Source organism: Parasphingorhabdus sp., from assembly GCF_039977335.1.
Taxonomy (GTDB): Bacteria; Pseudomonadota; Alphaproteobacteria; order Sphingomonadales; family Sphingomonadaceae; genus Parasphingorhabdus.
This window is the reverse complement of sequence record NZ_JBDWDI010000004.1, coordinates 1079752-1099500: the sequence shown is the minus strand read 5'-3', so window position 1 is coordinate 1099500 and position 19749 is coordinate 1079752. Positions and strand designations below refer to the sequence as shown.

Annotated in this window: 21 protein-coding genes; 15 read left to right on the top strand and 6 right to left on the bottom strand. The window is 53.9% G+C overall.

The window, feature by feature from the left end; translation table 11 throughout:
* Window positions 1-7: 7 nt before the first annotated feature.
* Entirely contained in the window at window positions 8-2602 is a 2595-nt protein-coding gene (gene clpB / locus ABJM21_RS12555; RefSeq protein ID WP_348302584.1) for an ATP-dependent chaperone ClpB, read from the bottom strand.
* An 89-nt stretch (window positions 2603-2691) separates the two neighbouring features.
* The gene (locus ABJM21_RS12550; protein ID WP_348302583.1) at window positions 2692-4275 is read right to left on the bottom strand and encodes a leucyl aminopeptidase; all 1584 of its coding nucleotides are present in this window, start codon (window positions 4273-4275) and stop codon (window positions 2692-2694) included.
* 112 nt (window positions 4276-4387) lie between these two features.
* Here ABJM21_RS12550 and ABJM21_RS12545 point away from each other — a divergent pair, with 112 nt between their 5' ends.
* The 4 genes from ABJM21_RS12545 (at window position 4388) to ABJM21_RS12530 (ending at window position 8172) form a co-directional block, all read left to right on the top strand.
* Window positions 4388-6583, top strand: coding sequence for an acylase (locus tag ABJM21_RS12545; RefSeq protein ID WP_348302582.1), 2196 nt, complete (start codon window positions 4388-4390; stop codon window positions 6581-6583).
* 127 nt (window positions 6584-6710) lie between these two features.
* Window positions 6711-7163: a DUF4442 domain-containing protein gene (locus tag ABJM21_RS12540; protein ID WP_348302581.1), complete on the top strand. Its 453-nt coding sequence runs from the start codon at window positions 6711-6713 to the stop codon at window positions 7161-7163.
* Window positions 7160-7771, top strand: a complete 612-nt coding sequence (locus ABJM21_RS12535) for a TetR/AcrR family transcriptional regulator (RefSeq protein WP_348302580.1) — start codon at window positions 7160-7162, stop codon at window positions 7769-7771. The genes ABJM21_RS12540 and ABJM21_RS12535 overlap by 4 nt, the downstream gene beginning before the upstream one ends.
* Complete coding sequence (locus ABJM21_RS12530; protein ID WP_348302579.1) at window positions 7768-8172, top strand: antibiotic biosynthesis monooxygenase; 405 nt, start codon at window positions 7768-7770, stop codon at window positions 8170-8172. Before ABJM21_RS12535 ends, ABJM21_RS12530 begins: the two co-directional genes overlap by 4 nt.
* Before the next feature lie 47 nt (window positions 8173-8219).
* On the opposite strand, the gene ABJM21_RS12525 is transcribed toward ABJM21_RS12530, so the two are convergent.
* The 4 genes from ABJM21_RS12525 to ABJM21_RS12510 all read right to left on the bottom strand — a co-directional run bounded on the left by ABJM21_RS12525 (window position 8220) and on the right by ABJM21_RS12510 (window position 13245).
* Window positions 8220-8972 carry a hypothetical protein gene (locus ABJM21_RS12525; RefSeq protein WP_348302578.1) on the bottom strand — a complete coding sequence of 251 codons (753 nt, stop codon included), beginning with the start codon at window positions 8970-8972 and terminating at the stop codon, window positions 8220-8222.
* Window positions 8973-9035: 63 nt separating this feature from the next.
* Entirely contained in the window at window positions 9036-10463 is a 1428-nt protein-coding gene (locus tag ABJM21_RS12520; RefSeq protein WP_348302577.1) for a hypothetical protein, read from the bottom strand.
* Between the two features lie 257 nt (window positions 10464-10720).
* Entirely contained in the window at window positions 10721-12313 is a 1593-nt protein-coding gene (gene nadB, locus ABJM21_RS12515; RefSeq protein ID WP_348302576.1) for an L-aspartate oxidase, read from the bottom strand.
* The gene (locus tag ABJM21_RS12510) at window positions 12310-13245 is read right to left on the bottom strand and encodes an ABC transporter ATP-binding protein (protein ID WP_348302575.1); all 936 of its coding nucleotides are present in this window, start codon (window positions 13243-13245) and stop codon (window positions 12310-12312) included. The genes nadB and ABJM21_RS12510 overlap by 4 nt, the downstream gene beginning before the upstream one ends.
* Before the next feature lie 136 nt (window positions 13246-13381).
* On the opposite strand from ABJM21_RS12510, the gene ABJM21_RS12505 reads away from it, so the two are divergent.
* From ABJM21_RS12505 to ABJM21_RS12455, 11 genes are all read left to right on the top strand, one after another.
* A complete protein-coding gene (locus tag ABJM21_RS12505; protein ID WP_348302574.1) occupies window positions 13382-13933 on the top strand; it encodes a DUF4402 domain-containing protein in 552 nt (183 codons plus the stop codon).
* 83 nt (window positions 13934-14016) lie between these two features.
* Complete coding sequence (locus ABJM21_RS12500; protein ID WP_348302573.1) at window positions 14017-14562, top strand: DUF4402 domain-containing protein; 546 nt, start codon at window positions 14017-14019, stop codon at window positions 14560-14562.
* 66 nt (window positions 14563-14628) lie between these two features.
* Window positions 14629-14841, top strand: coding sequence for a zinc-finger domain-containing protein (locus tag ABJM21_RS12495; protein ID WP_348302572.1), 213 nt, complete (start codon window positions 14629-14631; stop codon window positions 14839-14841).
* Window positions 14842-14889: 48 nt separating this feature from the next.
* A complete protein-coding gene (tldD, locus tag ABJM21_RS12490) occupies window positions 14890-16317 on the top strand; it encodes a metalloprotease TldD (RefSeq protein ID WP_348302571.1) in 1428 nt (475 codons plus the stop codon).
* 13 nt (window positions 16318-16330) lie between these two features.
* Window positions 16331-16603: a hypothetical protein gene (locus ABJM21_RS12485; protein WP_348302570.1), complete on the top strand. Its 273-nt coding sequence runs from the start codon at window positions 16331-16333 to the stop codon at window positions 16601-16603.
* On the top strand, window positions 16600-17139 hold the full coding sequence (locus ABJM21_RS12480; RefSeq protein WP_348302569.1) for a DUF924 family protein: 540 nt from the start codon (window positions 16600-16602) through the stop codon (window positions 17137-17139). Before ABJM21_RS12485 ends, ABJM21_RS12480 begins: the two co-directional genes overlap by 4 nt.
* Before the next feature lie 5 nt (window positions 17140-17144).
* Entirely contained in the window at window positions 17145-17648 is a 504-nt protein-coding gene (locus ABJM21_RS12475; RefSeq protein WP_348302568.1) for a CPBP family glutamic-type intramembrane protease, read from the top strand.
* A 14-nt stretch (window positions 17649-17662) separates the two neighbouring features.
* A complete protein-coding gene (locus tag ABJM21_RS12470) occupies window positions 17663-18223 on the top strand; it encodes a pyridoxamine 5'-phosphate oxidase family protein (RefSeq protein WP_348302567.1) in 561 nt (186 codons plus the stop codon).
* A gap of 5 nt (window positions 18224-18228) precedes the next feature.
* Window positions 18229-18441 (top strand): DUF2007 domain-containing protein, encoded by a 213-nt coding sequence (locus tag ABJM21_RS12465; protein WP_348302566.1) that lies wholly within the window; start codon window positions 18229-18231, stop codon window positions 18439-18441.
* Entirely contained in the window at window positions 18438-19256 is an 819-nt protein-coding gene (locus ABJM21_RS12460; protein ID WP_348302565.1) for a patatin-like phospholipase family protein, read from the top strand. The genes ABJM21_RS12465 and ABJM21_RS12460 overlap by 4 nt, the downstream gene beginning before the upstream one ends.
* A 142-nt stretch (window positions 19257-19398) precedes the next feature.
* A complete protein-coding gene (locus ABJM21_RS12455; protein WP_348302564.1) occupies window positions 19399-19737 on the top strand; it encodes a P-II family nitrogen regulator in 339 nt (112 codons plus the stop codon).
* Window positions 19738-19749: the final 12 nt, after the last annotated feature.

Here is a 19749-nt window from a genome sequence, read left to right as displayed (position 1 = left end):
CGCAAGATCAACCTTCGGTTGTTGCTGCTGATTCCATTTTCAACGCGCCGTCGCCTTCATCAATCTGTACAGTGCTGTTGTCCGGCACATCGCCGCGCAAGATCATGTCAGCCAGCGGGTCCTGCAGATATTTCTGGATCGCACGTTTCAATGGCCTTGCACCATAAACGGGATCATAGCCGACCCGGCCGAGCCAGCGTTTGGCGGCATCGGTCAATTCAAGAATGATCTTACGATCCTTGAGCAGTTTCTGCACGCGGGCGACCTGTATTTCTACAATCGGTGCCATATGCTCTTCGGCCAGCCGGTGGAACAGGATGATCTCGTCCAGCCGGTTGAGAAATTCGGGCCGGAAATGCGAGCGGACGACTTCCATGACTTGCGGCTCGACATCCTTGACCTTCTCGTCATCTTTCAGGTTCGCCATATATTGGCTGCCGAGGTTGGAGGTGAGGATGATTAACGTGTTCGAGAAATCAACCTTGCGGCCCTGACCATCAGTGAGATGCCCGTCGTCGAGCACCTGCAGCAGCACATTAAACACATCGCTATGTGCTTTCTCAACCTCGTCAAACAGGATCACCTGATAGGGTCGCCTGCGCACCGCTTCTGTTAGCACGCCGCCTTCTTCATAGCCGACATATCCCGGAGGTGCGCCGATTAGCCTTGCGACGCTGTGCTTCTCCATAAATTCGGACATGTCGATACGGACCATTGCCTGATCATCATCGAACAGAAATCCAGCGAGTGCCTTGGTAAGCTCCGTCTTGCCGACACCAGTGGGGCCGAGGAACAGGAAGCTACCGAGCGGACGGTTGGGGTCCTGCAACCCGGCACGCGAGCGCCGGACAGCGGAGGATACCGCTTCAATCGCATCTTTCTGACCGATAACCCGCTTGCCGATCAACTCTTCCATGGCGAGCAGTTTTTCGCGTTCGCCTTCGAGCATTTTGTCAACCGGGATACCGGTCCATTTGGAAACAACAGAGGCAATATCTTCGCTGACCACTTCCTCGCGCAACATCGCACCTTCGGTCGCATCGCCAGCCTCTTCCAGTTTCTTTTCGAGGTTGGGAATTGTGCCGTAGCTCAGCTCGCCTGCCTTGGCGAGATCGCCGGCACGTTCTGCCTGCTCCAGCTCCAGACGCGCAGCATCCAGTTCTTCCTTCACATGGGCTTCTGCATGGATTTTGTCTTTTTCACCCTGCCAGCGAGTGGTTAATTCGGTCGATTCCTGTTCCAGTTCGGCGAGTTCTTTTTCCAGCGTTTCGAGACGGCTTTTGGATGCGTCATCATTCTCTTTGGACAGGGCTTCGCGTTCAATTTTCATCTGGATAATCCGCCGGTCGAGGGTTTCGATTTCCTCTGGCTTGGACTCTACTTCCATCCGGATGCGCGATGCCGCCTCATCCATAAGGTCAATGGCTTTATCCGGCAGGAAGCGATCGGAAATATAGCGGTGCGACAGGGTGGCTGCGCTCACAAGTGCGCCATCGGTAATTCGCACGCCGTGATGCAGTTCATATTTTTCCTTCAGGCCGCGTAGAATTGAAATGGTGTCTTCCACCGTCGGCTCGCCGATAACAACGGGTTGGAACCGCCGCTGCAAAGCCGGATCTTTTTCAACATGCTTTTGATATTCATCCAGCGTTGTCGCGCCAATACAATGCAGTTCGCCCCGCGCCAGCGCTGGTTTCAAAAGATTGCTCGCATCCATCGAACCTTCTGATGCGCCTGCTCCGATCAATGTATGCATCTCGTCGATGAACAAGATGATTTCTCCATCAGCACCGCGTACTTCATCAAGTACACCTTTCAATCGCTCTTCAAACTCTCCGCGATATTTCGCACCCGCAATGAGCGCGCCCATATCGAGCGACATCAAGCGGCGGTCTTTCAGGCTGTCTGGTACATCGCCATTGGCAATGCGCAGCGCTAGTCCTTCGGCGATAGCGGTCTTGCCGACGCCCGGTTCGCCGATCAAGACCGGGTTGTTCTTTGTCCGACGCGCCAAAATCTGGATCGTGCGACGGATCTCCTCATCGCGGCCGATAACCGGATCCATCTTGCCTTCGCGTGCCGCTTCGGTGAGGTCGCGCGCAAATTTCTTCATCGCATCATAACGATCTTCGGCAGAGGCTGTGTCGGCTGTACGTCCACCGCGCAAATCATTAATTGCTCCATTCAGAGCATCAGGTGTCACGCCCGCGTTGGTCAGTGCCTTGCCAGCCGCAGTATCTTTGGACAGTGTCAGAGCAAGTAACAGACGTTCGACCGTGACAAAGCTATCGCCCGCTTTTTCCGCGATTTGCTCTGCCTGATCCAATACACGCACGGTGTCGTTGTTCAGTCCCGGTGTTTGCTGTGCCCCGCTGCCCGACACGGCAGGGATTTTGTCCAATGTCGCATCAATCTCGAGATGCGCCTGTTTGGCGTTACCGCCCGCCTTGGTGATTAGGCCGGATGCCATGCCCTGATCGTCTTCGAGCAGCGCCTTGAGCAAGTGCGCAGCGGTAATCTGCTGATGGTTCATGCGGATCGCTACGGTCTGAGCGGATTGCAAAAAGCCTTTGGCGCGATCGGTAAATTTCTCGAGATTCATTGTCCCGTTCCCTCGTTCATGGTTCTCAACCGATATGGAGTGATGTTTTTATCACACAAGGGAGCGGGACAAATAATTGTTATCGAAGCCTATTCAGCGGTCCAGTCGCGCGCAAGTTGATCGAGCAAACGGACACCATATCCAGATGCCCCTTTGGGCGTCAGTGGTTTTGCGGACTTATTCCAATCCACGCCGGCAATATCCAGATGCGCCCAAGGCAGGGATTCATCCACAAAATAGCCGATAAAATGAGCCCCGGCACTCGCGCCTGGCGCGTCCGTAACACCCGAATTTTTTACATCGGCAATGTCCGAGCGGATGGCTTTGGCATAGGCAGGATGTAGGGGGAGCCGCCATAGATGTTCGCCGCTATCCTCAGCGGCTTTAAGTAAACGATCAGCTATTTCGTCCTCACGCGCAAATAGTCCAGCATATTGATCACCCACGGCCCGTCCAACCGATCCGGTCAAAGTCGCGATATCAACTAGCGCAAATGGTTTGTACCGATCCGCCACATATTGCACGGCATCCGCGAGCACCAACCGGCCTTCCGCATCTGTACTAAGGATTTCGATGGTCTTGCCGCCATAGGTGCGCACCACATCGCCTGGTCGCTGAGCATTGGCACCCGGCATGTTTTCGGCAAGTGCGGCAACCGCTACGATATTCACCGGCGCACGGCTCTTGGCCAGCGACAATGTCGCGCCCATCACAGCGGCGGCGCCAGACATGTCGGCCTTCATCGCCCACATGCCCTTGTTGGGCTTGATAGAGATACCGCCGGTGTCAAAAGTGATCCCCTTGCCAGCCAGGGCCAGCGGCGCGCCGCTTCCACCCGTATAGCGGACGACCATCATCCGCGAACCGCGCGGGCTGCCCTGACCGACACCGACAATTGCGCCCATGTTCATTTTTCGCATCGCGGCTTCGTCGAGGACTTCGATGCGGATATTCGGGACACCTTTGAACGCAGCGCTAACCCGATCAACGAAGCTCTGTGGATAGAGTGTATTGGCCGGTTCGCTCTGCAGATCGCGGGTCATCCGGACACTGTCAGCAAGATGTTTGTGGCGATTATTCCAGAGGGCTTGGGCAGCAGATGCCTGTGGTCCGGAAATTGTCACCCCTTGGCTTGCCGGAGCTGTTTCGACATCCGTCTGATAGCGGTCAAAACGGTATTGGCCGAGATCAAGACCAAGTGCCGCATCTGCCATCGCTGCAGCATCGGGAGGACCAACTAGTGCCAACTCCGTGTCTTCCGTAATCAACTTTTGCACGGCTTTGCCAGCAGCAGATTTCCAGTCTGCTCCTTGGTCATCTGGCTTGGCTGCACCGGCGAGCATGATAAGCGGACGGCTGCCGATCCCGCGCAGTTTCAGAGTGCTTCCTGTTTTGCCCTTGAAGTCGGCAGAGGCGATTGCCGCTTCCACGGCACTCCGTTCAGCGGGAGAAAGGGCAGGGATGTTCGGCAATGCAGCGCCTTGCATCAGGATCACCAGACCGGCATCGGCGGGTGCCTGCTCGGCAAAGGCAATCGGACGTTCGGTACTATTGGGAACGGTACTGGCCGGGACACCTGATCCAACAACGGTTTGCGCTGTTGTCGGGGCGGCAAATGTAAGTGCAGACAAGGCGGAGAACAGGGCTAGGTGAGAAATTTTTGATTTCGGCATGAACAATCCTTTGGCTGAGACGATGGGGAGGTAATCCGGTTGACCAACGTTACAACTTTGCGCAAGAACGATTAAAAGGGCAAGGTCGATTGCCATAGAAAAAGGAAATGAAATGAAGGCGATCAAGCGAACTGGAATAGGATTGTTGATCCTGATTTTGCTGGTCGCCATCGCGCTGGCGGTTTGGGAGCCGCTTTCCGTTACAGAAGGAAAAGCACCTTCGGCACGCGACTATGAGGCGCGGATTGTGCGCGACAGCTTTGGCGTGCCGCATATTTTCGGCAAGACCGATGCGGATGTCGCCTATGGTGTCGCCTATGCTCATGCCGAGGATGATTTTATAACACTGCAAGAAGTCACCGCGATGACCCGGGGTCGGCTTGCAACCCTCAACGGTGCAGATGGCGCACCGATTGATTTTGTCGCGGCGTTGCTTGATGTCGATGGTACGGTGAAACGCAAATATGATGATCTGCCGGAAGACGTGCGCGCAGTGCTGGATGGCTATGCGTCGGGACTAAATGCTTATGCCGACGAACATCCGGATGAGGTAGAGCTTTCCAAGCTATTCCCTGTCAATGGCCGGGATATTGCCGCTGGTTTCGCCCTGCGCTCGCCGTTTTTCTTTGGCCTTAATGGCCCGATACAGGCGCTGACGGAAGGCAAGCCGCTGCGCCGGGAGGGAGGCCCCAGTCTGGCCGTTCCGATTGAGAACCGTACCGTACATCCATTGAGCGAAGACAAAATCATTACACCGGTCGGCCCCGATCCTGATGAAAATGGTTCCAACGCTTATGCGATTGCACCGGAGCGTTCCACCGATGATAAAACCCGCCTGATTTCCAACTCGCACCAGCCGTTGCGCGGTAATGTCGCGTGGTATGAACTGGTCGTGCATAGTGAAGAAGGTTGGGATTTCGCTGGTGCCAATTTCCCTGGATCGCCTTTCCCGTTTCTGGGGCATAACAAGAATTTGGGCTGGACCAATACGGTCAATCGGCCTGATCTTATCGATATTTACAAGCTGACGCTCAACGAAAAGGGCAATGCCTATAAATATGATGGCGAATGGTTGCCGCTCGAGAAAAAGCGCATCTGGCTGAAAATCAAATATGGGCCGTTTGTCATTCCCTATCCGCAAATGGTCTACCGATCCGTCCACGGCCCGGTAATCATGAACGGCAGTGGCGCTTATGCGCTGCGCTATGCGGGCATGGACCAGCTCGACATGCTCACCCAATATTACCGGATCAACAAGGCGCAGGATTTTGATGAATGGCAAGCCGCCATGGCCGGGCAGGGCGTTCCTGCGACCAATTTCATCTATGCCGATGCCAAGGGTAATATTGGGATGTTCTATAACGCTATGTTCCCCGACCGCGCGCCGGGTTTTGACTGGCGGACGGTTCTGCCCGGGGACAATCCGAACGCGCTGTGGCAGAATACATTACCGTTTACGCGCGTGCCCGCGCTGATTAATCCCGGCTCCGGCTATGTAATGAACGCGAATAACACGCCTTATGTTGCGGCAGGGCCAGGTGATGAACTGAACCCGGAGAATTTTTCTCCACTGATGGGGATTGAGGATGACCAGACGAACCGGTCACGCCGGTCGATCGATTTGCTGGAAGCCACTGGCAAGATCGGTGATGCAGAAATCCGCCGAATCAAATATGACACCGCCTATGCTCAGGCAGGATATGCCAAAGATTGGCTGGATAAGGTCGCAGCATTGGACCTGAAAGATGATCCGGAACTCGCCAAAGCACAGGCTTTGCTCGCAAAATGGGACTGGGATCTTGATGGCAAGGGGCCCGCCGATGCGCTGGCGCTAAAAATGCTGCGCCCAGCGAACAAGGCACATTATCAGCGTGGTACCGTTCCTGATCCGCGAGAGATATTGCAGGAGACCGTCGATCATTTGAACAAATATTTCGGCCGTATCGACCCGCCGATGCTGGAGGTGCTCCGCCTGCGTCAGGGCGATGTGGACCTTCCCATTGATGGCGGCAATGACACTATCCGAGCCTCCACCTTATGGGATGTTGAAGATGATGGCCGCCTTTCCGTTCGTCATGGCGACAGCTTCATCATGTTCGTCGAGTGGGACAAGGCCGGTGCTGTGAACTCACGCTCGATCCAGCCCTTCGGTGCCGCGACCACCCGTCCCGACAGCCCGCATTATACCGACCAGATGCAGCTATTTGTGGACAAGAAGCTGAAACCGGTCTGGTTTGATCCAGCGGCGCTGGAGAAGAACAAGGTGAGTGAAAAGGTAGTGGGATCAGCTCGCGGGGCAGAGCAATGACGGCGGGAGAACTGTTTGCCTGGGTGCGAGTGAGGTTTTTGTAAGACCAAGTTAAACCTGTGCCCGGTTGACAATTCTGCTATCGGCAGCGATAAATATATCCATTGGATATATTAAGGAACCTGCTTTGACACCATATGACATGATACGGGAAAGCATTTCCCAGACCGTCCCATTTGCCAGTCATACTGGAATTGAGTTGGTTTCTATCGAGAATGGGATCGGTGAGGCGCTACTCCCCGCTCAGGATGTAACATTGAACCATATTGGCAGCCAACATGCCGGTGCGTTGTTCACGCTCGGCGAAGCGGCCTCTGGCGCAGCTATGGCTGGGGGCTTTATATCGGTCCTGATGGCAGTGAGGCCTGTGGCTGCCAATGCTTCCATCCTATATCTCAAGGTTGCCAAAGGGCCAATCCGCGCGTTTGCAAAGCTGTCTGACCCTGCCGAGGCTTTGCTGCATGAACTGGACGAGGTCGGTAAGGTTCAATTTGCGGTGGAGGTCGGTATGCGCGATGAAGCAGAGACGGAAGTCGCAACCATGCTGGTCGACTGGCATGTTTCCAAGGCTGCCGCATGACAAAAAAGGCGCGCGAAAATTACCATCATGGTGATCTGCATCAGACGGTTTTGGACCTTGCGCGCAAGCGGATTGATCAGGGCGATGTCGATAAGCTTAGTATGCGATCTCTGGCGAAGGAAATCGGTGTCGCCCACCGGGCCATTTACAATCACTTTGCTGACAAGGATGCATTGTTATCCGCAGTTGCGGCAACCGGCTATCATGAGTTAGCCAATCTGCTCGGCAAAACCAAAGATGCAGCAGAATTTGTCCGCGTCTATGCGACCTTCGCGCTCAGCCACCGCAATCTCTATGCAATCATGATGAACCGCAGCTACACACAATTTGAAAATATTCCAGCATTGCGGGCGGGTGCCGATGCGATGATTGGCAGGTCAATAGCCTTGCTCGCGCCTGGGCAAGGCAGTGACGATGACAAGCGTAGAGCCGTCATGCGCTATTGGATGCTGGTTCATGGGGGGATCGGTCTTCACAGCAGCAGTGTGCTGAAGGCCCGGCCGGACGAGGATTTCATCAATGAACTATTGGCAGTCGCTGGCTTGGGTCCTGAGCCAGATGAGGCCGCGCAACCCCTCTGGTCGACGAACAAGGAGCCCCCCCAATGATACAGAATCGATTCAAGACTATTTCTAGATATGTCTTGGCTGCATTTGCCCTGACACTAATCGCGGCTTGCACAGATGTGCCCGCCGCATCAGATTCAGGGCCGCCTGTGACGCTGATCATTAACTTCGAGGCAAGCGACGAAGGGCTGTCTGAGTTTTCGGACATAATGGCCGGTGTAGCAGACGCAATGGCTTCAGAGCCCGGTTTTGTGTCAGCGATTGTCTATCAGAATGTCGAAAGGCCTACTGCATTTGTACTGCAGGAAGTGTGGGCTTCGAAAGAAAAACACGGTGAACATTTTGATCGCATAGTTGCATCCGGAGATTGGGCCCATATCAATAGCCTTTTAAAGACCGAACCGATCATGGGCTATTATTCGACCGATCCGGTTGATCCATAAATAATGATGGCGAAGGATGACCAAGGTTTGCACATAGGTACCGCTTCTTAGCGGCGCGCTTTAAGAAAGGGCACAAAACTGGGCACCCGATCACGATAATCGCGATAGGGCTCTCCAATCTCTTCGATCAAATCTGCCTCTTCAAATGGCGTCGCGAGAATGATGTAAGCAAAAGTAGCGCCTGCAAAGACCATATGCCCAACGGTGAAATGCGGTGTCGTTAAAGGGGCAACCATCCAGCCAAGACTGATCGGATGGCGCACCAGCGCGTAGAGATAACGGGCGGTCATATCGGACGGATCCGGTTTCGCATTCCGAAAGTTTTGCCAAGCCTGTGCAACGCCCATAAATCCAAAATGACCAAAGTGAAATGTGGCCGCGACCATCATCAGCCATATGCAGGCATAAGCCGCATATATCACGCCAGCAGCCAGACCGGATGGAACATGCCATATCGTTATCGGGATAGGTTGCCAGAAAAATACCAGTAATGCTGTCATCGCCACGGTCATGTACAGATAGGTTGCCCGTTCGATTGGCGCGGGAATCACTCTTGTCCACCAACGCTTGAACGATGTTCGGGCAGTAACCGAATGATGCAGGCCAAAAAAGCCTATCAGTCCCGAATTGATCAATATGGCCGGCCAAAGCCCAAAAGATTTGCCACCACCTGTCTCATTGCCGCTTATTCCCTTGGGCACTCCAAAATCGATAAGAAAACCCATGATGTAGAGTAAGGAAGCGATGCCAACAATATAGGCACCAAGGGCATAGAGTAGCATCAGACTTTTGCGTATCATATCATGATCCTTATCGAGAGGAACCAATAGCAAGCCGCCTTTTGCGGGCGGCTTGCTATTGGTTTAGTTCCAGTTTTTCTGGTGATCAGCGTGGGTTTTCAGATAGGCACCGGCATCGAAATGCGTATCGTAAAAGCCGGTATCCAGCTTATGGGCCTGAAGATACATCAGCGTTAATATGGCCGGAACTTTGGCAGGAAACCGACCGAACGTGTCCTGTACATATTGCGCCATAGTCGCCACACAATCGATAAACTCATCATCAATCGGCGCTGCGCTTCGCCGCACGGCGTCGGTTTCCTTATAGTGGCCGGGTGTATTGCCGTTAAACGGCCCGCCTTTTCCAAATTTGCGTTTCACTACCGATTCAACCGCGGCGCGCATATCCTTGAAATGGGGCTGGCAATGCCCCTCCAATATGCCATCCAGTCCGGTTACGTGAGGCAATGGCTGATCCGGCAGCATGTCGAAACGAAAGCCCAGACCAGGCACTTGCGGGTCACCGCTTGCGCCCAAAACGCTGAACGGATTAAGGCCATCATACATCCAGCCACCCAGACCCATGGCCTGCAGCATTAATGCGCCAGCATAGCAGGAACAGGATAGTTCAACGGTCACTTCCGTCGCACTGACCTGCTCGACATAGGTCAGCGGGTATGGGTTCTTGAGATCAACAAGATGCTTGAACTTATCGAGGCCCGGGATGGGGCGATTGTTCACATCGTCATAGATGCACACGCCGCCCTGAACGAAGTAGCACAGTGCCATGATGATATGCTGTGCCAGATCTGCGACTGGAAAGATCATTGTGCTACCGGGCACATTGGCGCACCATTCATTGTGCATTTCCATATGCTGCGGCTGGGCTGGTATTTTTAAGCGACCATCTGCCAGCTTTACGATCCGCGATTTATGCACATCCAAATAGGCTTTGAGGTCGGTCTCGCCTTTGGCGTTGACTGCATTTGTTGCCGGCATGTCGCGGGTAGGGAGGAAGTAGACTCCCTTATCATCTGTGTAGAAAAATTCGGTAATCTGAAATCCCGCGCAGGACGGAAATGTTCGCCCGCCGGCTGCCCCGGCATAATTGGGAATGTGGGGCAGATAATTGGGATTATGGGGGATGAGGTTTGACCATCCGGTATTGCCCGCGACGGTGGTAAGCAGCAACATCTGTTCAAGCTCGGACAAAGGTTCTGGTTTCTGCTGGGACGTATAGGCAAGCGGCCCATCGGGGATCGACGCACCGCGCGCAAAGCGCCGAGACCGCCGGCCTTGAATGGCCTCAATCAGCGGGAAGTTGACCGCGTTAGAAAGGCCTTTGGGCAGGTCGGGGATTCTGTTTAACAGGATATTGCCCTTTGACTTCAGAGTCGCGGCAGAGGCCGTTGCACCCATTCCTGCCAGCATCGTTCCTGCGCCGAGCATCGAAGCGCCGAGAATTCTGCGCCGCGATGCACCAAAACGTGTTTTCACTTCATGAGGGGACATGATTTTTCCTTCTAAACTTTCATTGACTTTGTATGTATCCAGTGGATACTTAATAATCGCAATAGGACGTTTCTGTCAACATTCGCGATTACTAGGGAATTTTACCCACAGAATTGTTGGCTGTTTATTGAGGTTTTTGGCCAACTTCCATCGCCTGCTAGCCGTCTAAATTTAGCAAGGCCGTCTGTTTACATGGCCTTCGGAAGGACATGAGCGGGTCAGTATCGAAGTGAACTAATCGTCTGACGAAGGGCCCTTTACGGTCTTAAAACCGTATCCACCGCTTCAGGCAACAGCTCTGGATAATCGGTAATATAATGCAGCCCCCGGCTTTCCTTGCGGGCCAAAGCTGACTTCACGATCAAATCGGCGACCTCGATCAAATTCCGCAGCTCGATCAAATCCTGTGTCACCCGGAAATGGCCGTAATATTCCTCTACCTCGCCGCGGAGCAGGTCGATGCGGTGTTGGGCGCGTTCGAGGCGTTTGGTGGTGCGGACGATGCCGACATAATTCCACATGAATCGGCGGATTTCGGTCCAGGTTTGCTTGATCACGACTTCTTCGTCGCTATCGGTGACGCGGCTTTCATCCCATGGGCGGATCGCCGGAGGTTCCGGCATCTCATCCCAATGGGCGGCGATATCGCGCGCTGCTGCATCGCCAAAGACGAAACACTCAAGCAAGCTGTTGGAGGCGAGGCGGTTCGCACCGTGCAGGCCGCTTTCGCTGGCTTCGCCGGCTGCATAAAGGCCAGGCAGGTCGGTGCGGCCATTGAGGTCGATCAATATTCCGCCACACGTATAATGCTGGGCCGGCACCACGGGTATCGGCTCCTTGGTCATATCAATGCCAAGACCGATGAGCTTGTCATAAATGTTTGGGAAATGATGTTTCACAAATTCCGGTTTTTGGTGCGAAATATCGAGATGGACATAATCGAGGCCAAGCCGCTTAATCTCATGGTCATTGGCACGGGCAACAATATCGCGCGGAGCCAGCTCCATACGTTCGGGATCAAAGCGATCCATGAAGCGTTCGCCGCCATCCTGTACGCCGGGCGGTAGCTTCAGATGGCCACCTTCGCCGCGCACCGCCTCGGTGATAAGGAAGTTTTTGACTTCGAGATTATAGAGGCAGGTTGGGTGGAACTGCATCATCTCCATATTGGAAACCCGTGCGCCAGCGCGCCAGGCCATCGCAATTCCATCCCCGGTTGCGCCGCGCGGGGCTGTGGAGAACAAATAGGTCCGGCCCGCGCCGCCACTTGCCATGATGGTGGCCCGCGATGTCAGCGTCTCGACCCGGCCCGTGTCGTTGTTGAGCGCATATACGCCCCATACATTTTTCGCGCCGGTGGGTGTTTCAGCATGGCGGTCGGCAATCAGGTCAATCGCGACCATATGCGGTTGCAGGGTGATATTGGGGTGGGATGCTGCGGTATTTTGCAGCGCCTCCTGCACGGCCCAGCCAGTTGCATCATCGACATGAACAATCCGGCGGTGGCTATGGCCCCCTTCGCGGGTCAGGTGAAGGACTTCGGCTTCCTTGTTGAAGGGAACGCCCATATCTTCCAGACGCTCAATCGCGGCAGGCGCATTTTCAACCACAAACTCAACTGTTTCCCTCCGGTTCAGGCCAGCGCCGGCAACCATGGTATCATTGATATGGTTTTCAAATGTATCACCAGCATCCAGCACAGCGGCAATGCCGCCCTGCGCCCAGGCTGTTGAGCCGCCCGCAAGATCGCCTTTGGCAAGCACCAGAACCTTGTGCGTCCGCGCCAGCGTGATCGCAGCGCTTAGCCCCGCTGCTCCGGAACCGACGATGATGACATCGAAATGACTCACGCGGCTTTGCGCGTCAGATTTAGGAAGACGTCTTCGAGATCAGCTTCCCGCGTCGTGACATCGACAATTTGATAGCCGCGCTTTTGCACGGCTTGCATCACACCGCCGGCATTTGTGTGATCTTTGTTATAAGTGACAGCGACCGTGCGCGGCCCGATAATTTCCGCTTTCAAAAACAGATCATCTGCAAAGGTCACGGCATCGGATTCTTGTGAAACATCTCGGTCCAAAGTCAGTTCAACCAATTTCTCGCGCGCCATATTGACGAGTTCCGGGGTGGTCTTCAGCGCGATCAACTTGCCATGATTGATAATAGCAATCCGGTCGCAGAGATTTTCCGCTTCTTCCAGATAATGCGTGGTCAGAACAATCGTCACGCCGGATTTATTGAGCTGTTCCACATATTCCCAAAGCTGCTGCCGCAATTCGATATCCACGCCCGCTGTGGGTTCATCAAGCACCAATATCGGCGGCGAATGCACCATCGCTTTTGCAACCAAAAGACGCCGTTTCATCCCGCCTGACAGCGTGCGCGAATAGGCATCCGCCTTGTCATCCAGATGCACGGCGCGGAGCAATTCCATCGTCCGGCGTTCGGATTTCTTGATCCCGTAAAGCCCCGCCACCACTTCCAGCGATTCTGCCGGCGTGAAGAAAGGATCGAACATTATTTCCTGTGGTACAATGCCGATGGAAGCTTTGGCGTTGCGGTGATCTATATCTATATCAAAGCCCCAAATATTGGCAGAACCGCTAGTCTTGCTAACCATGCCCGACAATATGTTGATAAGGGTCGATTTGCCGGCCCCATTAGGCCCCAATAGGCCGAAAATCTCGCCGCGTTTCACGTCAAAAGTGACATCATCCAGGGCTTTTTTGCCACCTTCATAGGTTTTGGAAAGATTTTGGATGGAAATAGCAGCTTCGGTCATGCCATCCGCATAACCATCTTGTTCTCTACAATCAAAGGCTTTGCGTCAGCGAATATACAGAATGTGACAGCTTTTAATAAAAAATTAGGTACGATGTTAAACTTATCTTTCTTGTGTTGCCGCTAGTAAAGGCAGTGTGGAACAAATTGGGGACCAGAAAAGGGCGTTGAAGCCCCGCTTTGCGCGTGCAGCAATGCTGTTGCTTGCACTTAGTTGTGCGTCAGTTGTTTCGAACGCAAATGCGCAGTCTGCTGATACAATGGCATCGGTCAGTCGCAGTATTACAGTTGTTAAAAATAGCGACTTGCTCTTCGGTGATTTTATTGCCGGGACGACCAATAGCAATTTTCGCATGCACGCTGTTACGGGCAATTTGATTCAGCAGAGCGGCGATGCGGTTTCGATCGGTGGTACACAAAGCCGTGCGTCATTTACCGCGACCGGAACGCCCTTTGCTCAGGCCAATATAAGGCGTTCGCAAAATAGTATTGATATCGTTCGAGATGGCGGATCAGAGACAATGCGGGTTGATAATTTTTGGCTCGGCAACAGCGGGGGCTTGCGCGATCAGATTTTGGATGCTGCTGGGCAAGCCACATATTTTGTCGGAGGCCGGTTGCGTATAGGACCCAATCAGGCCGCTGGAACATATCGCGGGACGTTTAATGTGACGATTGAATATCAGTGAATATATAGGAAAGCCCAAGGGTTAATGGGGATTAACCTTGAAAATTGGGTGTTGTTTAGACTTTTGTGGGTAGTGAGTAGATTATGAAGACCAGAGACCAGATTATACCGCGCATGATCGGCGGCCTGTTGATCCTGCTTATTGGCGTGACCAGTGCACCAGCCGCGCTTGCGCAGGATGCAAATGCTGATAGTCGAGCCGTAACCATCGGCCCGCTATCCGTTGTCAATATCGCTGACCTTGAGTTCGGGAGCATTATCCCGAGTGCAACGGCTGGCACAGTGTTTATTGACACGCGTAATGGCAACCGGAGCACTACCGGCGGTGTTACAACGGCTGCTGGCGCCAATAACCGCGCCAATTTCATCATCTATGGTGGTCCAAACCAGATTGTTGAAATATCGATTCCCGGATCGACAACGATCACCCATACCAATGGCTCGGACAACATGCTTATCGATCAGATGGCTATCGGTAATGGCAATCGGAATTTCAGCACATTTGTACGCGGCCTTTTGGGCACGCTCGGCATTTACCAGCTCACCGTTGGTGGCAGGCTGAATGTTAACGCCAACCAGCTGGATGGCGACTATACGGGCAGTTTCATCATGACGGTTGATTATCTCTGATAAAATCAAACGGTTCGCCGACCGTAATATATTGCGCTGGCGGATCACTGTTGCTAATTCCGCGTCATGAACGACACACCTGAAACCGTAAGAACATCAAAAAAGCGCAACGCCTGCGATGGCGCATCCGATATTCCGGGTGGTGCAGCGCTTGGCCATCCTCGCGTCTGGCTGGAAATTGATGAAAAAGGTTATGTCGATTGCGGCTATTGTGATCGCCGTTTCATATTAATTGGCGGACCGGCTGATGTCGCTGCCGAGGCGTTTTCAGGCGAATAATCTGACTTAAGGGGTGCGCAGCCCCGATTTCGTTTCTATATAAAAGAAATGATGAAAAATATTGACCCTCGCTCGTTTTTGTATCGCCCTGATGGCTTGGACCCGGAACGGGCCAAAGCGCTTGTCTCCGGTAGTCTTTCGGCCTGTGATGATGGGGAGCTTTACCTGCAATATAGCGCGGTAGAGAGCTTCGGCTTTGATGATGGCCGTCTGAAGACAGCCGACTATAGCACGGACAGTGGTTTTGGCCTGCGTGGTGTATCTGGCGAAATGACCGGTTTCTCGCATAGCAACGAGATCAGCGAAGCGGCCATCAAACGCGCGGCGCAGACATTGCAATTGCTCGATCCGGCCAAGGGTGAAGCGGCTGCGCCCCCGCGTGGTTCGAACCAGCATCTTTATGGTGAGGCCAATCCGCTCGAAACAATTCCGTTCGCGAAAAAGGTCGCGCTGTGTCAAGAAATTGACGCGGCGGCGCGCGCCCGTGATCCGCGGGTTGCACAGGTGTCTGTTGGCCTGTCCGGCAGTTGGAGCGTGGTTGAGATTGTTCGTCCCGACGGGTTCGTTGCAACCGATGTGCGGCCTTTGGTGCGGCTCAACGTATCGATTGTCGCCGAACAAAATGGCCGCCGTGAAACCGGCAGCTTTGGCATGGGCGGGCGTTATCTCTATGATCAGCTGTTTGAGGAAAGCCGCTGGAATCGGGCCATTGATGAAGCGCTTAATCAGGCGTTGGTGAATCTTGAAAGTGTCGATGCGCCTGCTGGCGAACAGACCGTATTGCTTGGCCCTGGCTGGCCCGGCATTATTTTGCACGAGGCTATTGGTCATGGTCTCGAAGGCGATTTCAACCGCAAGGGCACGAGCGCCTTTTCCGGACGCATTGGCGAGCGTGTCGCCGCGCCGGGTGTGACGGTTGTCGATGATGGTTCGATCAATGAACGGCGCGGATCGCTGAGCATCGATGATGAAGGCACGCCGACGCAGGAAAATGTCCTGATCGAGGATGGCATATTGAAATGCTATATGCAGGATCGGCTTAACGCTCGCCTTATGGGCGTTCCCGCGACCGGCAATGGTCGCCGCGAAAGCTATGCCCATGCGCCAATGCCGCGGATGACCAACACGTTTATGCGCGGCGGTAACGATGATCCCGACGAGCTGATGGGCCGCGTTAAAAACGGTATCTATGCCAAGAGCTTTGGCGGCGGACAGGTGGATATTGTCTCCGGCAAGTTCGTCTTCTCCTGCACCGAGGCTTATAAGATTGAGAACGGCAAGCTGGGCGCACCGATCAAAGGCGCGACGCTGATTGGCGACGGTCCGACCGCACTGACCAAGGTGACCGGTATCGGCAATGACATGGCGCTGGACGAAGGTATCGGCGTGTGCGGTAAAGGCGGGCAATCTGTGCCAGCTGGCGTTGGACAGCCGACATTGTTGGTCGATGGGTTGACCGTTGGGGGCACGGCATAAGGTTGGAGATAGAATGACCAAGAGTCCTCCATATCGTCAAACAATCCCGATCTGGTGGAGTATGTTCTGGCGTAATTCGGTTTTTGGTTTTTTAGCTGCTGGTATCGCAGTGTTTTTCGCTGGAATAGTTGCTGGTTGGTCAGGGTTTTCTGGGAATACCACCCTTTTAGTAGCTGCGGTTGGTTTCTTGGCTGGGGTGCCGGTGTCTTTTTGGGCATTTAGGCAGGCGTTGATCAAGCATGGACTTGGATTGCACAGTGAGCCGCTAGACGAAATTTTTGAATGAGCTGGACTGACGACATCCTAGTCTATTGGTTCACTGAACTCGATTCCAATGACTGGTTCGGGTCGGGCGAAGCTATCGACGAACAAATCACCGAGCGCTTTCAAGAGCTTTGGGTAGAGCAGAGGGCGAAAGTCGCCACAGACTTTCTCGCGTCGCCCGAAGCTGCTCTGGCTGCGATCATCCTGTTCGATCAATTTCCGCGCAATATGTTCAGGGACACGTCAGAGGCCTTTGCGACCGACCATCTGGCACTGCAAATTGCCAACGAAACAATCGACCGTGAACTGGATCACAAACTGACCAACGATCAACGGATGTTCGTCTACATGCCCTTGATGCACAGCGAAGATTTGGAAGATCAGACCCGCTCGCTGGGACTGTTCACGGCTTTGGGGGTTGAAAACAACATTAAAATTGCCAAGGCGCATCGCGATGTGATCGAGAAATTTGGACGCTTTCCGCATCGCAATGATGTGCTGGGCCGTGAAACCCGTCCGGAGGAGCAGGCGGCTATGGATGAGGGGGCGAGTTGGTAGGCGCTGTGCGGATAATATTTCAAGAAACATGGACGGCGCTCAAGACATGGCCGGATGCGAAACAGTGGCTGGCGGCTTTGCGCCTTGCCATACCCGTACTGGCCATTGTCGGTTTCATTGGATTTCTAGGTGGCTGGGCCCATTGGTATCCAGTGGATCGCTGGCAAGAGGCTGTGAGTGCTGTCTTTGTCGCCTTTTTCGTTTCAGCGATTCCAGCAGAATTGGTGTTTCGTGGTGTTCTCTTGTCCGCCTTGGCCAAATATAGTCCGCGGTGGGGGGCTTGGCTCGCGACCGTCGCATTTGCGCTTTCATACCCGATTTATGTGATGATCAACGAGACGAAATGGAACGGGGTTCTGGCCATGCCTTCGTTTTGCTTTGCCATGCTGGTTTTTGGTATTATCCTGTCCCACATCCGCATTGTTTCGCGGTCGCTATGGCCAGTGATACTGATTCACGGGGTCGCAGCCGTTATATGGATGTTAGTGCTAGGACGGCAGTTCTACTGAACAGGAATGAGACAATGGCTGAATTTTTTGATGCATTAAATGACGATCATACCGCTTTTATCGCGAAGCAGCCGGTATTTTTTGTGGCGACGGCCGCACCGGACGCGCGGATCAATCTCTCGCCCAAAGGATATGATGCCTTTCGGGTATTGGGGTCAAAACGTGTCGCTTATCTGGACCTTGGTGGGTCCGGCAATGAAACCCATGCGCATCTGATTGCGGATGGCCGGGTGACGATCATGTTCAACAATTTCGCCAATCCTGCGCTGATCATGCGACTCTATGGGACCGGAAAGCCGGTCTTGCCGCAGGATGACGGTTGGGATGAACTCGCTGCTCATTTTGAGATTTTGCCAGGCACGCGTCAGATATTCGATATCGCTGTGGACAATGTGCAAACCAGTTGCGGCTGGGGCGTGCCGCAGATGGAATTAAAGGCCGAGCGCGAAACGCTGGTCAAATATCACCGGCAGGCTGATCCCGAAAAATGGATGGAGAAGATCGCGGAACGGGTGCAGAGCATCGATGGCCTGCCGACGCGTGCGACCGACCGTTATCTCAGCGGGAATGGCTAAGGGCTATGAGCTTGGTCGAACTGTCCCGCCATATGCATGGCTATGAAGCAGAGATAATCCGCGGCCGGCTCGAAGCCGCTGGCATTGGCGCCGTTTGTTTCGACAGCGGCGTGAATATTGTCGAGGGGGCAGGGATAGCTTTGCCAGCCCGCGTCATGGTGCTCGACGAGGATTTGGACGAAGCGAAAGCGATATTGGCTGAGGATGTTGCGTTATGAAGCTTTCGCTGGCTCTTGGTGGCGGTGCTGGTTTGGGGTGGACCCATATCGGCGTGCTGCGTGCGCTTGAGGATTCGCCGATTGAAATTGCCGCTATTTCGGGCACCTCCATCGGAGCGATTGCAGGGGCGAGCTTTGCTGCCGGAAAACTCGACTATCTTGAGGAAACGGCGCGCACGGCGAATTTGCGCACTTTGATCCGCTTCATGGACCCGCATTTCAAACGCGGCGCGGTCATGGGCGCGCGGACAATTGAGAAAGAGCTGGAGGAACAGCTGGGCAGCTTGACCTTTGCCGACCTCTCTATTCCGGTTGCGGCTGTCGCGGCTGATCTGAAGACCGGTGACACGATTATCATGAATAGCGGCAAGCTGGTGCCTGCGGTTCGGGCCTCTATGTCTTTACCCGGCATTTTTAAACCGGTGGAATATGATGGCCGTTTGCTGGTTGATGGCGGTGCGGCCTTGCCGGTGCCGGTTTCTCCCGCAAGGGAAATGGCCCCCGACGCGCTTTGCCTGTCGGTCAATTTGCAGGACGATTTTATCAATCGCGCCGAAATGGCCGGGATCAGCCGTGAGGATGGCAAATATCCCAACAGCATCGCTATCGTCAAAGCCTCTATCGGCTTGTCGCTGCGTAATCTGGGGCGCTATTCATTGGCGCTCGATCCGCCTGATTTCGCTCTATCGCCGCCAGTGGGCCATATCGATATGCAGAATTTCACCAAGGCGGATGAACTGATTGAAATCGGCCGCCGGGAAACTGCTGCGATCATTCCGGACATTCTTGCGAGAATCGAAAAAGGTGCTGCCTAAAAATTAGGCAATCCTGCTGCGCTGCACAATATTTACACTTTCTTCAGAATTTGAGATTCACTTTTCTGTTTGAATCCAGTCGCTTGTGATTCTGGCATGCCCTTTGCGAAGTTGCCGTTGGTAACAAATCAAAGGGGGCATAATGAAATTTATCATTGCCATAATAAAGCCATTCAAGCTCGACGATGTGCGAGACGCGCTGACCGAAGTCGGGATTGCGGGCATGACCGTGTCAGAAGTGAAAGGTTTCGGGCGTCAAAAAGGCCAGACCGAGGTTTATCGCGGTGCCGAATATACCACCAACATGGTTCCGAAAGTGAAGCTGGAAATCGCATGCAGCAGCGATCTGGCTGCTCAGGCCGTTGAAGCTATTCAAAACACGGCCGGTACGGAGTCCATCGGAGATGGCAAGATATTCGTTATGGGGCTGGAAGATGCCGTTCGTATTCGCACCGGCGAAACCGGCGATACCGCGATTTAATCAGGGAATTAT

Bases quoted from the DNA above. Each gene is read 5' to 3' on its own strand.
- clpB (WP_348302584.1), bottom strand. From the start codon at position 2,602: ATGAATCTCGAGAAATTTACCGATCGCGCCAAAGGCTTTTTGCAATCC.
- ABJM21_RS12550 (WP_348302583.1), bottom strand. From the start codon at position 4,275: ATGCCGAAATCAAAAATTTCTCACCTAGCCCTGTTCTCCGCCTTGTCT.
- ABJM21_RS12545 (WP_348302582.1), top strand. From the start codon at position 4,388: ATGAAGGCGATCAAGCGAACTGGAATAGGATTGTTGATCCTGATTTTG.
- ABJM21_RS12535 (WP_348302580.1), top strand. From the start codon at position 7,160: ATGACAAAAAAGGCGCGCGAAAATTACCATCATGGTGATCTGCATCAG.
- ABJM21_RS12530 (WP_348302579.1), top strand. From the start codon at position 7,768: ATGATACAGAATCGATTCAAGACTATTTCTAGATATGTCTTGGCTGCA.
- ABJM21_RS12525 (WP_348302578.1), bottom strand. From the start codon at position 8,972: ATGATACGCAAAAGTCTGATGCTACTCTATGCCCTTGGTGCCTATATT.
- ABJM21_RS12520 (WP_348302577.1), bottom strand. From the start codon at position 10,463: ATGTCCCCTCATGAAGTGAAAACACGTTTTGGTGCATCGCGGCGCAGA.
- ABJM21_RS12510 (WP_348302575.1), bottom strand. From the start codon at position 13,245: ATGACCGAAGCTGCTATTTCCATCCAAAATCTTTCCAAAACCTATGAA.
- ABJM21_RS12500 (WP_348302573.1), top strand. From the start codon at position 14,017: ATGAAGACCAGAGACCAGATTATACCGCGCATGATCGGCGGCCTGTTG.
- ABJM21_RS12495 (WP_348302572.1), top strand. From the start codon at position 14,629: ATGAACGACACACCTGAAACCGTAAGAACATCAAAAAAGCGCAACGCC.
- tldD (WP_348302571.1), top strand. From the start codon at position 14,890: ATGATGAAAAATATTGACCCTCGCTCGTTTTTGTATCGCCCTGATGGC.
- ABJM21_RS12485 (WP_348302570.1), top strand. From the start codon at position 16,331: ATGACCAAGAGTCCTCCATATCGTCAAACAATCCCGATCTGGTGGAGT.
- ABJM21_RS12480 (WP_348302569.1), top strand. From the start codon at position 16,600: ATGAGCTGGACTGACGACATCCTAGTCTATTGGTTCACTGAACTCGAT.
- ABJM21_RS12470 (WP_348302567.1), top strand. From the start codon at position 17,663: ATGGCTGAATTTTTTGATGCATTAAATGACGATCATACCGCTTTTATC.
- ABJM21_RS12465 (WP_348302566.1), top strand. From the start codon at position 18,229: ATGAGCTTGGTCGAACTGTCCCGCCATATGCATGGCTATGAAGCAGAG.
- ABJM21_RS12460 (WP_348302565.1), top strand. From the start codon at position 18,438: ATGAAGCTTTCGCTGGCTCTTGGTGGCGGTGCTGGTTTGGGGTGGACC.
- ABJM21_RS12455 (WP_348302564.1), top strand. From the start codon at position 19,399: ATGAAATTTATCATTGCCATAATAAAGCCATTCAAGCTCGACGATGTG.